Annotated in this window: 10 protein-coding genes; 4 read left to right on the top strand and 6 right to left on the bottom strand. The window is 66.1% G+C overall.

Annotation, left to right across the window (positions count from 1 at the left end; all coding sequences use genetic code 11):
- Positions 1-292 precede the first annotated feature (292 nt).
- The 4 genes from ccrA (at position 293) to BLQ14_RS02640 (ending at position 4,984) form a co-directional block, all read left to right on the top strand.
- Positions 293-1,585, top strand: a complete 1,293-nt coding sequence (gene ccrA / locus BLQ14_RS02660) for a crotonyl-CoA carboxylase/reductase (RefSeq protein ID WP_092497867.1) — start codon at positions 293-295, stop codon at positions 1,583-1,585.
- 368 nt (positions 1,586-1,953) lie between these two features.
- Entirely contained in the window at positions 1,954-2,667 is a 714-nt protein-coding gene (locus BLQ14_RS02650) for a helix-turn-helix transcriptional regulator (RefSeq protein ID WP_092497863.1), read from the top strand.
- 98 nt (positions 2,668-2,765) lie between these two features.
- Entirely contained in the window at positions 2,766-3,401 is a 636-nt protein-coding gene (locus BLQ14_RS02645) for an acyl-homoserine-lactone synthase (protein WP_092497861.1), read from the top strand.
- A 47-nt stretch (positions 3,402-3,448) separates the two neighbouring features.
- Positions 3,449-4,984 carry an ATP-dependent DNA helicase gene (locus BLQ14_RS02640; RefSeq protein ID WP_092497859.1) on the top strand — a complete coding sequence of 512 codons (1,536 nt, stop codon included), beginning with the start codon at positions 3,449-3,451 and terminating at the stop codon, positions 4,982-4,984.
- A 28-nt stretch (positions 4,985-5,012) separates the two neighbouring features.
- Here the strand turns inward: BLQ14_RS02640 and BLQ14_RS02635 are convergent, their stop codons facing one another.
- From BLQ14_RS02635 to BLQ14_RS02610, 6 genes are all read right to left on the bottom strand, one after another.
- On the bottom strand, positions 5,013-5,801 hold the full coding sequence (locus tag BLQ14_RS02635; RefSeq protein ID WP_245656870.1) for a TIGR02186 family protein: 789 nt from the start codon (positions 5,799-5,801) through the stop codon (positions 5,013-5,015).
- The gene (locus tag BLQ14_RS02630; RefSeq protein WP_092497857.1) at positions 5,798-6,721 is read right to left on the bottom strand and encodes a sulfite exporter TauE/SafE family protein; all 924 of its coding nucleotides are present in this window, start codon (positions 6,719-6,721) and stop codon (positions 5,798-5,800) included. The genes BLQ14_RS02635 and BLQ14_RS02630 overlap by 4 nt, the downstream gene beginning before the upstream one ends.
- Before the next feature lie 182 nt (positions 6,722-6,903).
- Complete coding sequence (locus BLQ14_RS02625) at positions 6,904-7,830, bottom strand: sulfite exporter TauE/SafE family protein (protein ID WP_092497855.1); 927 nt, start codon at positions 7,828-7,830, stop codon at positions 6,904-6,906.
- Between the two features lie 104 nt (positions 7,831-7,934).
- Positions 7,935-8,900, bottom strand: coding sequence for an ABC transporter permease (locus BLQ14_RS02620; RefSeq protein ID WP_092497853.1), 966 nt, complete (start codon positions 8,898-8,900; stop codon positions 7,935-7,937).
- Positions 8,900-9,997 (bottom strand): ABC transporter permease, encoded by a 1,098-nt coding sequence (locus BLQ14_RS02615; RefSeq protein WP_092497851.1) that lies wholly within the window; start codon positions 9,995-9,997, stop codon positions 8,900-8,902. Before BLQ14_RS02615 ends, BLQ14_RS02620 begins: the two co-directional genes overlap by 1 nt.
- Positions 9,997-11,559: an ABC transporter ATP-binding protein gene (locus BLQ14_RS02610; RefSeq protein ID WP_092497849.1), complete on the bottom strand. Its 1,563-nt coding sequence runs from the start codon at positions 11,557-11,559 to the stop codon at positions 9,997-9,999. Before BLQ14_RS02610 ends, BLQ14_RS02615 begins: the two co-directional genes overlap by 1 nt.
- Positions 11,560-11,600 lie beyond the last annotated feature (41 nt).

The following is an 11,600-nucleotide window of genomic DNA, read 5'->3' as shown; positions in this document are numbered from 1 at the left end:
TGGCCTTTCGTGATCGGGCAATTTTCTTGCTCGGTTTAGGTCATATGCGACAGATTGTACCCCTGTCAACGCGCTGCGCTGCGGCAGGAGCTTTCGCGGCGTCGTGGCAAAGGCAAGGCCGCGCCCTGGCTGGAAGCGGCGTGAATCCAGCCCTCCCCACGCCATCGGCGTATCCAATGGTCACAAAATTGCTTGCTGATGGCATTTCTGATCAGAAAATTGCTTGACGATCTCGTCTCCGCCATGCAGAAACGATTCTGCAATGCGGCAACCCGAAGTGGCGGAGAAGGACATGGCCCTGGACAGCGAAACCCCACTCGCAAGCTACGAGGCGCCCGAGAAGGAGCTCTACGAGATCGGCGAGATCCCTCCGCTCGGCTATGTGCCGCCGAAGATGTATGCCTGGACCATCCGGCGCGAGCGCCACGGCGACCCGGACAAGTCCTTTCAGGTCGAGGTGGTCGACACCTGGAAGCTCGACAGCCACGAAGTGCTGGTTCTGGTGATGGCCGCGGGTGTGAACTACAACGGCGTGTGGGCCGGCAAGGGCGTGCCGATCAGCCCCTTCGACGTGCACAAGGCTCCCTATCACATCGCCGGCTCAGACGCCGCCGGTATCGTCTGGGCGGTTGGAGAAAAGGTGAAACGCTGGAAGGTGGGCGACGAGGTTGTCATCCACTGCAACCAGGACGACGGCGACGACGAGGAGTGCAACGGCGGCGACCCGATGTTCTCGCCCACCCAGCGGATCTGGGGTTACGAGACGCCCGATGGCTCCTTCGCACAGTTCACCCGCGTGCAGGCCCAGCAGCTGATGCCGAGGCCGAAGCACCTAACATGGGAGGAATCGGCCTGCTACACGCTGACGCTGGCCACCGCCTACCGGATGCTCTTCGGCCATCACCCTCATGAGCTGAAGCCGGGCCAGAACGTGCTTGTGTGGGGCGCGTCAGGGGGCTTGGGCTCCTATGCCATCCAGCTCATCAATACCGCCGGCGCCAATGCCATCGGCGTGATCTCCGACGAATCCAAGCGCGATTTCGTGATGGGGCTGGGCGCCAAGGGCGTCATCAACCGCAACGAGTTCAAATGCTGGGGGCAGCTTCCCAAGGTTGGAACGCCGGAGTGGAAGGAGTGGTTTGCCGAGGCACGCCGCTTCGGCAAGGCGATCTGGGATATCACCGGCAAGGGCGTGAACGTGGACATGGTCTTCGAACACCCCGGCGAGGCGACCTTCCCGGTCTCCACCTTCGTTGTGAAGAAGGGTGGCATGGTGGTGATCTGCGCCGGCACCACCGGCTACAACCTGACCATGGACGCGCGCTATGTGTGGATGCACCAGAAGCGCATCCAGGGTTCGCATTTCGCCCATCTCAAGCAGGCGGCGGCCGCCAACCGGCTGATGATCGAGCGCCGGCTTGACCCGTGCATGTCGGAGGTCTTCCCCTGGGAGGAGATCCCGCGCGCGCACATGAAGATGATGCGAAACGAGCACAAGCCGGGCAACATGGCGGTGCTGGTGCAGGCGCCGCGCACCGGCCTGCGCACCTTCGAGGACGTGCTCGAGGCAAGCCGCGGACACTGAACACGGCACCCCGATTCGGCAGGAGCGCGGTCGCATGGCGCGGCCGCGCTTCTCGTGTCACGCGGGCACTGATCCAGTCTTTCCAGAGGCCTGACGATCCATGCCTTCCCCGTTTTTGGGGAATGGAAAAATGCGAATGTTCGCGTCTCGAGCATGCATGTTATGGTTGAATTAATGCTCTGTTAACCTATCCTCGGGAGGTTCCTTGATGGGACATGACTGGATACTCGACGTCCTCGCGGATCTGAAGACCTACGCCAGGCAGAACGGTCTTTCCGCGTTGGCCTCCCAGCTCGACGAGACCATCCTCGTCGCAGCGGCGGAGGCGGCGACGTCGCAGAACGGGACGCCCTTGGCGGCGATGGGGCATGCGGCGACGGCTCGAGGCGCTTATCGAGCGATTGGCAGAGGTGGAAACGGTTGAAGCGCTCACCGAGCTCATCCATGCGCTCCGTGACAACCTCGATGTCGAACATGTCGTCTATCACTCGGTGAACAGCACGGGCCAGCAATACGGCATTCTCACCTATTCCGACGCCTGGGTGGAACGCTATCTCGAACAGGATTACGCCCGCATCGACCCGGTGGTGCAGGGGTGTTTCCGCCGCTTCCACCCGGTTGACTGGAAAAGCCTGGACTGGTCGGGGAAGCCTCAGCGAACCCTTCTCGGCGAGGCAATCGAAGCAGGCGTGGGCCGGCAGGGCCTTTCGGTGCCGATCCGCGGGCCCAACGGCCAGTTCGCCCTGTTCAGCGTCTCCGACAACCGTTCGGATGCCGAATGGGCGCGCCACACCGCGGCCCGGGTGCGCGAGCTGATCCTCGTTGCCCATTACGTCAACCAGAAGGCACTGGAGCTTGAGCGCGGCACCGACATGGTTCCGGTCAGGAGCCTCTCGCCACGGGAGATCGATGCGTTGACGCTTCTGGCGATGGGTTACAGCCGCGCTCAGGCGGCCGAAAGCCTCGCCATCTCCGAACACACGCTTCGGGTCTATATCGAAAGCGCGCGCTTCAAGCTTGGCGCCTCGAATACCACCCATGCCGTGGCCCGCGCGCTCACGCAAGGGCTTCTCGTGGTCTGAGGCCTGCCAACGGCAGACGTTAACAGAGCGCCCTGCGCGCAGCGATTTGCTTAGCCCTCCCGCACCAATCCTCTCGCCAATCAGACGAGAGGGCGAAAATGCTGCGCTACATCTATGCCGACAGCCTTGACCAATACCCCCGCCTCGCCGCCACCATGTTCCGCGACCGCGCCCGTCAGTTTGCCGAGCGCCTCGGCTGGCAGGTTGAGGTAAACGAGAAGGGCGAGGAGCGCGACGAATACGATGCGCTGAACCCGCTCTACGTGATCTGGGAGCGCCCCGATGGCAGCCATGGCGGCTCCATGCGCTTTCTGCCCACTGTCGAGCGCTGCATGATCAACGAGCATTTCCGCCATCTCACCGGCGGCGTGCGCATCGAAAGCCCGCTGATCTGGGAATGCACGCGCTTCTGTCTCGCCCCCGATTCCGACGCCCGCGTCTCGGCGGCCCTGATGCTTGGCGGTCTGGAGCTCGGGCTCGGCTTTCACCTCGCCCATTCCATCGGCGTTTTCGATGCGCGCATGCTGCGTGTCTATCGCCGTCTCGGCTGGGAGCCCACGGTGATCGGCCAGAGCGGCGAGGGCCGCGCCGCCCTCTGTGCCGGTCTGTGGGAATTCGACCCGACCCTGCGCCCCCGGCTTCTCGCCCGTGCCGGGGTCAGCGCGGCGCAGTCGCGTCGCTGGTTTGCACGGGCATTCACCGCCGCACCAAAGGCGCGCCCCGTTCCTGCCTGAGGCGTTCGCATCTGGCGGAGGGCGGGGCACGCCGCTAGGTTCCGGCCATGACCAGCGCGCCCCCGCTCGCCCTTTCCGACGACCAGGCCGAGGCCCATGACCGCATCGCCGAGATGCTGGCCGCGGCCGGGGTCGATCTTGTCGAAGGTTCGCTGAGGCCCCCGCGCGAAGGCGCCGGGCGGCTTCTTGCCGTTCTGGGCAAGGCCGGCTCGGGCAAGACGGCGCTTCTGGCCGAACTCTTCCGCGCCCTCCTCGCCGCCGGGGTCGAGCCGGTCTCGGGCGACTGGGAGGGTCGGCGCCGCCCCGATCGGCGCACGCTGGCCGTGCTCGCCCCCACCAACAAGGCGGCAAGCGTTCTGCGGGGCCGCGGCGTGCCGGCCACGACCATCCACCGCATCCTTTACACCCCCGTCTACGATCCCGAATACGAGAAGATCGCCGAATGGCTCGCCGGCGAGGCGCCGCGGCCCCAGGTCGAGGGGCTCACCGATGCCGCCCTCGACCGGGCCGAGGCGTTCTATCGCTCCAACGCCTCGATCCCCGGCGCGCTGGCTGCCGCAGGGCTGCGGGGATCGGACTTCATCCGCGGCTGGAAGCGCCGCGACGACCCGCTCGACATCGGCTTCGTCGACGAGGCCTCGATGCTGGATGCGCGTCAGCTCGAAGACCTGAAGGAGATTTTCTCCACCCTGGTTCTGTTTGGCGATCCTGCCCAGCTCGCGCCCGTGGGGCAGGGTGGCGAGATGGTCTTTGACCGGTTGCCCGAGGAAAGCCGAATCACCTTGCGCCGCATCCACAGACAGGCGGCGGACAACCCCATCCTCGACCTTGCCCACGCGCTCGCGGACCCCGCGCTCGGTTTCGAGGACTTCGAGCGGATGATTGCCGAACGTGCACAGACGGATTCGCGCATCATGGTTTCCGGGCGGGTCGACTGCGACCTGATGGCGCGCTCTCCGGTGCTCGTGTGGCGCAACGCGACCCGCATCCGCCTGATCCAGGCCTTCCGCGCCGCCCATGATGCGCCGCCCGACACCTTGCTGCCCGGAGAGCCGCTCATCTGCGATGGCATCGAGCTTCCGCTCAAACACCGCCGCAAACGCCTCGATCTCGAGGCGCGCGGGCTGATCAAGGGCGCGCAGGCGATCTTTCTCGGCCCCGGTCGCCGGGCGGGCTTCCTGCGCCTGCATGTCATCGGCGCGGAAGAGCCGCAGATGTCCGCCGCCTCGATCGTCCGCATCGAGAGCCCCGAGGAGGAGGAGCCCCTGATTCCCTACGCGGCGAGGATGGGCGCGATATTTCTGCACGGCGCGGCGGTCACGATCCACAAGGCGCAGGGATCGCAGTGGAACACCGTTCAGGTCTTCGGGCCGGATCTTTGGGCGGCGGCACGCACGGGCCGGGTGGAAAGCGGCGCCCCGCTCTGGAAACGGCTCGCCTATGTGGCCATTACCCGCGCCGAGGAGCGGCTGATCTGGGTCACGCGCTACCGCCTCGGCCGACCTGCCCGGCCGCTTTCGGTGGACGACCTTCAGCAGACCCCCGCGCGGCTGACACTCGCGAGCCCCTCGGCGGAGGCCTGAGCCACCTGCCCGCCTCGCCCGCGCCGGATCAGCTGCGGATGTAGCGGAAGACGGCGGAGGCGAGCCAGCCGGCACAGATGGCCAGAGCCAGCGACATAAGGCCATAGATCAGCGGCTGCTCGTGGGCGAGGGTGAAGATCCAGCGCTCGAGCCCGACCTTGCGCACCGGAATGGACGTCTGGAAGACATCCACCACCCTGCCCCCGCGCGTGAGAAAGATGCGCGCCCAGTAGTCGCCTTCCGTGAGGTTTGCCGGCAGGCTGATCCGGGTGCGAAAGAGCGTCTGGTCGGTCACCTGCACCACCCCTTCGGCAAGCTGGTAGAGTCCGGCCTTGCTGCGGATGCGGATGAGCGCCTCGGTGAAGGCCTCCGGGTCCGCCACGCCCTCTGGTGCACTGAGCCAGCGCACCGCCTGCTCGATGGACACCTTGTGCTTGGCGTCTTCCTCGGGGCTCAGAACCTCGGAGAACGGAACCGACGTGGCCACGGCATAGAAACTCGGGGCAAGGTCGATCTCGACCGCCTCCGAATTCACCCAGATTCCGAAGCGCCTCTCCTTGCGGCGCACCACCACACGCTCGGAGGGGCCGGCCACCGATATTGCCACCTGAAGGGGCGGGCCGGAAGGAATGGGCGCCTGCCGCTTCACGGCACCGAAGATCAGGAGCTCCGAGCCGCCGAAGCTGGCGGTGATCGAAATTCGGTTCTGGCTCAGCCCTGCGATCACCTTCTCATAGGCAATCGCCGGAAGCGCAATACCGAGGACAAGCACCAGCACGACAGCACCGCGCATGGCGACGGATGCGGCCCGGCTCATGCGTGACCTCCGGCAGCGCCGACGCTGTAGAGTTCCGTCGGGGTCAGCAGCAGATCAAGCGCGAGCTTGCCGCAGACGGCGAGCACCATGAGCGCGAGCAGTATGCGCAACTGCTCGGCGCGCAGATAGGCGCCAAGCCGCGTGCCGATCTGCGCGCCGATGACGCCGCCGAGGATCAGGATGAGGGCCAGCATCATGTCGACCGTGTAGTTGGTCGTCGCGTGCATCAGCGTGGTGAAGGCGGTGACGAAGATGATCTGGAACAGCGACGTGCCCACCACCACCTTCGTCGGCATGCCGAGGAGATAGATCATCGCCGGCACCATGATGAAGCCCCCGCCCACGCCCATGATTGCCGCCAGCACGCCCACCAGCATTCCCACGCAAAGTGGCGGGAACACCGAGATGTAGAGCCCGGAGGTGCGGAACTTCATCTTCAGGGGCAGCTTGTGCACCCAAAGATGCCTGTGGCGCCGCGCCGGTGCGCGCTGGCCCGAGCGGGCCTTGCGCAGGGCGTTCAGGCTTTCGACGAACATCAGGCTGCCGATGATGCCGAGAAAGAGGATGTAGCACAGCTTCACCAGCAGGTCGACCTGCCCGATTTCGCGCAGCGCGGCAAACACCTGCACGCCGGCCGCGGCGCCGATCAGACCGCCGACGAGCAGCACGATTCCCATTCTCAGATCGACCGTCCTGCGCCGCAGATGCGCCAGAACCCCGGAAAACGACGACGCGACGATCTGATTGGCTTCCGTTGCCACTGCCACGGCGGGTGGGATGCCGATGAAGAACAGAAGCGGCGTCATCAGAAAACCGCCACCCACGCCGAACATGCCGGAAAGCACACCGACAACGCCGCCGAGCCCGAACAGCAGGAGCACGTTGACGGAAAGTTCGGCAATCGGAAGGTAGACCTGCATCCTCTCCCGCCTCCGGCCAGCGCCGCCCTGTGCTCACACTGCGGCGAAAACGGCGGCAAAGTCAAAGCCTCGCGGAACCCCGACGAGCACAATTGCGGCAAAATTCCCCGATCTCCGGCCCGAAGGATCCTCGGATGGTCGCGCTGCCCCGGCCGGGGTGAAATGCCTGTCGGCCGAGGCACTCAGCCGCGGCCTGTTGGAGCGACCGCGAAAACCTCCGCCGGCGGGCGCAGCATGTCGAAGCCGAGCTTGAGGCAGACCCCGAGCACCAGAAGCGCGAGCAACACGCGCAGCTCCTCGCCCTTTATCCTTGCGCCGATCATGGTGCCGATCTGCGCGCCCACGACGCCGCCCACGAGCAGTATCAGCGCAAGCACCATGTCCACCGTCTGGTTCATCACCGCGTGCATGAGCGTGGAGAAGGCGGCAACGAAGATGATCTGGAAGAGCGACGTGCCGACGACCACCTTGGTCGGCATGTTGAGAAGGTAGATTATCGCCGGCACCACGATGAAGCCCCCGCCCACGCCCACGCCCATGATGGCGGCGAGAAAACCCACCGCCATACCGATGAGCGCCGGCGGGATGACCGAGATGAACAGCCCGGAGGTGCGGAAGCGCAGCCTGAGCGGCCAGCCCTGCCCCCAGCCATGGCGCCGGCGGCGGGGGGCCGGGGGGCCGGCGCTACGCGCCCGGCGCAGCGCCGCGAGACTTTCCATGAGCATCAAGGCGCCGATCACGCCGAGGAACACGACGTAAAAGATATTCACCATCAGGTCGACCTGCCCGGCGGCGCGCAGGAGCGCGAAAACCTTCACGCCCGCGCCCGAGCCGGCAAGCCCCCCGACGAGGAGGACGAGCCCCATGCGCACATCGACCGTCCGCCGCCGAAGATGCGCGAGAATGCCTGAAAAGGAGGAGGCCACGATCTGATTGGCCTGAGTCGCCACGGCCACGGCGGGCGGGATGCCGATGAAGAACAGAAGCGGCGTCAGCAGAAAGCCCCCGCCCACGCCGAACATTCCCGAGAGCACGCCCACCACGCCGCCCAGTCCCAGAAGCAGAAAGGCGTTCACCGACACCTCGGCGATGGGCAGATAGATGTGCATGAGCGTTCCCACGGGCCGGGCGGGCGTCAGACGGGGTCTCGGCCGCATGGCTGGCGGAGCCGTGGCTAGACCTCGGCCCCGCCGCTGTCAATGTCGCAGGGCGCTCAGCGCTCCTTCACGTATGGCTCGCCGCCCGCGCGCGGTGGGATGGCGCGGCCGACGAAGCCGGCGAGAATCACCACCGTGAGGATGTAGGGCAGCGCCTGCATAAATTGCGTCGGCACGTTGATGCCGAGGACGTCGATGTTCTGAAAGCGGTTGCCCATTGCCTCCAAGAGCCCGAAGAGAAGACAGGCCAGCAGCGCATAGCCCGGCCGCCACTTGGCGAAGATGAGCGCGGCAAGCGCAATGAAGCCGCGGCCCGCGCTCATCTCGCGCACGAAGCCCGCGGCAAGGCCGGTGGCGAGATAGGTGCCCGCAAGCCCGCAGAGCGCGCCGCAGATGATGGTGGCGGTATAGCGCAGGCCGATCACCGAAATCCCGGCCGTGTCCACCGCCTCGGGGTTTTCGCCCACCGCGCGCAGCCGCAGTCCGAAGCGCGTGCGGTAGAGCACCCACCACGACAGGGCGACGGCGGCGAAACCTGCATAGACAAGGATCGAATGGCCCGAGATCAGATCGGCATAGATCGGGCCGATCACCGGCACGCCGCGCAGGGCTTCGGCGAAGGGCAGGGTGATTTCCTGAAACCGCGCCGCCCCCTCGAGCTGCGGCGTGCGCCCGCCGAGGCTGAACCAGCTCTGCCCGACGATCACCGTCACGCCCGAGGCGAGAAAGTTGATCGCCACGCCGGAGATAAGCTGGTTGCCCCGGAAGGTGATCGAGGCGACACCATGGATGAGCGCGAGGAAGATCGAGGCGCCCATGCCGGCCAGAAGTCCCAGCCAGACCGAGCCTGTGAAGGCCGCCACCGAGGCCGAGAAGAAGGCCGAGGCCAGCATCTTGCCCTCAAGCCCGATGTCGAAGATGCCCGAGCGCTCCGAAAACAGCCCCGCAAGACAGGCGAAGAGAAGCGGCGTCGCGAGCCTCAGCGCCGAATCGAGCACGAGGATGACGGTGGTGAAATCCATCAGCGCGCCCCTCCCCTCAGCCGCAGGAACAGCCCCTCAAGCGGCATGCGCACCATGTTGTCGAGCGCCCCGGTGAACAGGATCACGAGCCCCTGGATGACGAGGATCATCTCGCGGCTCACCGCCGGTTTCTCGAACTCGAGCTCGCCGCCGCCCTGATAGAGCATCCCGAACAGAAGCGCGGCGAGGAACACGCCGGCGGGATGCGAGCGGCCCATCAGCGCCACGGCGATGCCGACGAAGCCCGCGCCCTGCACCGAGTCGATCACCAGCCGCTCGGCCTCGCCCATCACCGAATTGATCCCCATGAGCCCGGCAAGGGCGCCCGAGATCAGCATGGTGACCATGGTGATCTTCACCGGGTTGATCCCGGCATAGACCGCCGCCGGCTCCGAATGGCCGAAGGCGCGGATCTGGTAGCCAAGCCGCGTGCGCCAGATCAGGAACCACACGGCGACGCAGGCAAGGATGGCGATGAAGAAGGTGATGTTGAGCGGTGCCGACTTGGAGAAGTCCAGCCCCACCCAGCTTGCCATGTCATGGGCCGAGGGCAGCCGCGCCCCTTCGGGAAAGCGCGCCGTCTCGGGTGACATCTGGCCCGGCTTCTTCAGCACATTGACGAGGAGATAGACCAGAAGCGCCGAGGCGATGAAATTGAACATGATCGTGGTGATCACGATGTGGCTGCCGCGCTTCGCCTGCAACCAGGCCGGAACCGCCGCCAAGGCCGCCCCAAAGAGCGCCCCGGCGAGGATCGCGGCGGGCAGCGCCAGCGTCCAGTGCGGCCAGGGGATGAAGAGGCAGACAAGCGCCACCCCGAGCCCGCCAAGCCCCGCCTGCCCCTCGCCGCCGATGTTGAAGAGCCGCGCATGGAAGGCAACCGCCACGGCAAGGCCGGTGAAGATGAAGTTGGTGGCGTAATAGAGCGTGTAGCCCCAGCCGTAGGTGGAGCCGATCGCTCCGTTGACCATGATGGCCACCGCCTCGATGGGGTTCTCGCCGATATAGAGCACCACGAGCCCGGAGACGATGAGCGCGAGCGCCAGATTGATGAGCGGGATCAGGGCCACATCGGCCCATTTCGGCAGACGCCCCATCACGCCGCCTCCCCCGCCACGCCGGCCATGAGAAGGCCGAGCTCGCGCTCGTCGGTCTCGCCCGGCAGCCGCTCGCCCATGATGCGCCCGTCGAACATCACCGCGATCCGGTCCGAGAGCGACATGATCTCATCGAGCTCCACCGACACCAGAAGGATCGCCGCGCCCTGATCGCGCAGCGCGATGATCTGCTGGTGGATGAACTCGATGGCGCCAATGTCCACCCCCCGCGTGGGCTGGCCGACGAGCAGGAGCGCCGGCTTGCGGCTCATCTCGCGCGCCAGCACGATCTTCTGCTGGTTGCCGCCCGAAAACGCCTTGGCCTGCAGCGCGGCATTCGGCGGGCGCACGTCGTATCGGTGCATCTTTTCTTCGGCGTCCCGGCGGATGGCGGTGTTGTCCATCATCAGCGCGTTCTTCTGGTAGGCCGGGTCGTGGTGATAGCCGAAGATCATGTTCTCCCACGCGAAGAAATCCATGATCAGGCCCAGCTTCTGGCGGTCTTCGGGCACATGGGCGATGCCGAAGGCGCGGCGCGACTGCCCGTCCGCCCCCTTGCCCGAAAGCGCCAGCGGCACCCCGGCAAGCCGCACCTCGCCCTCGCCTTTGGTGATGCCGCCCAGAACCTCCAGAAGCTCCGACTGGCCATTGCCCGCCACCCCGGCAATGCCGAGGATCTCGCCCGCCCGCAGCTCGAAGGTAATCCCCTTCAGCCGCTCAACGCCATCCTCGTCGGTCACGCGCAGGTTTTCGACCTCGAGCACCACCTCACCCGGCCGCGCCGGCGTCTTCTCCACCCGCAGCAATACCTTGCGCCCCACCATCAGCTCGGCGAGCTGCTCGGGCGTGGTCTCGGCGGTCTGCACCGTGGCCACCATCTCGCCCCGGCGCATGACGCTCACCGTGTCGGTGATGGCCATGATCTCGCGCAGCTTGTGGGTGATGAGGATGATCGTCTTGCCCTGCTCCTTCAGCCCCTTGAGAATGCGAAAGAGGTGATCGGCCTCGGCCGGCGTGAGCACGCCCGTGGGCTCGTCGAGAATGAGAATGTCCGCCTCGCGGTAGAGCGCCTTGAGGATCTCCACCCGCTGCTGGTGACCCACCGAAAGTTCCTCGACCAGCGCGTCGGGGTCGACCTGCAGCTCGTATTCCTCGGCAAGCTGGCGGAGCAGCCCGCGTGCCTTGGCAAGCGATGGCCGCAGGAGCGGTCCGTCCTCGGCGCCGAGGATGACGTTCTCGAGCACGGTGAAGTTCGGCACCAGCTTGAAGTGCTGGAACACCATGCCGATGCCGGCGCGGATGGCATCGAGGCTCGAATGAATCTCGGTCTTCCGCCCGCGAATGAAGATCTCGCCCGCATCGGCGCGGTAAAAGCCGTAGAGAATCGACATCAGCGTGGACTTGCCCGCGCCGTTCTCGCCGATGATGCCGTGGATGGTGCCGGGCATCACCGTAAGTGAAATGTCCCTGTTGGCCTGCACCGGCCCGAAGGCCTTGGAAATGCCCCGCAGCTCGATCGCGGGCACGGGCCGCCCGGATGCCTCCGCCTGCTCCGCCTGCATGCCTCTCCCCCTCGCCTGCCTTGCGCGCTTGCCCGCAGAGA

It is taken from the genome of Meinhardsimonia xiamenensis (assembly GCF_900102905.1).
Lineage (GTDB): Bacteria > Pseudomonadota > Alphaproteobacteria > Rhodobacterales > Rhodobacteraceae > Meinhardsimonia > Meinhardsimonia xiamenensis.
Note: the sequence above shows the minus strand (reverse complement) of the source record. Positions and strands in the feature narration are given on the sequence as shown.

Bases quoted from the DNA above. Each gene is read 5' to 3' on its own strand.
- ccrA (WP_092497867.1), top strand. From the start codon at position 293: ATGGCCCTGGACAGCGAAACCCCACTCGCAAGCTACGAGGCGCCCGAG.
- BLQ14_RS02650 (WP_092497863.1), top strand. From the start codon at position 1,954: ATGCGGCGACGGCTCGAGGCGCTTATCGAGCGATTGGCAGAGGTGGAA.
- BLQ14_RS02645 (WP_092497861.1), top strand. From the start codon at position 2,766: ATGCTGCGCTACATCTATGCCGACAGCCTTGACCAATACCCCCGCCTC.
- BLQ14_RS02640 (WP_092497859.1), top strand. From the start codon at position 3,449: ATGACCAGCGCGCCCCCGCTCGCCCTTTCCGACGACCAGGCCGAGGCC.
- BLQ14_RS02635 (WP_245656870.1), bottom strand. From the start codon at position 5,801: ATGAGCCGGGCCGCATCCGTCGCCATGCGCGGTGCTGTCGTGCTGGTG.
- BLQ14_RS02630 (WP_092497857.1), bottom strand. From the start codon at position 6,721: ATGCAGGTCTACCTTCCGATTGCCGAACTTTCCGTCAACGTGCTCCTG.
- BLQ14_RS02625 (WP_092497855.1), bottom strand. From the start codon at position 7,830: ATGCACATCTATCTGCCCATCGCCGAGGTGTCGGTGAACGCCTTTCTG.
- BLQ14_RS02620 (WP_092497853.1), bottom strand. From the start codon at position 8,900: ATGGATTTCACCACCGTCATCCTCGTGCTCGATTCGGCGCTGAGGCTC.
- BLQ14_RS02615 (WP_092497851.1), bottom strand. From the start codon at position 9,997: ATGGGGCGTCTGCCGAAATGGGCCGATGTGGCCCTGATCCCGCTCATC.
- BLQ14_RS02610 (WP_092497849.1), bottom strand. From the start codon at position 11,559: ATGCAGGCGGAGCAGGCGGAGGCATCCGGGCGGCCCGTGCCCGCGATC.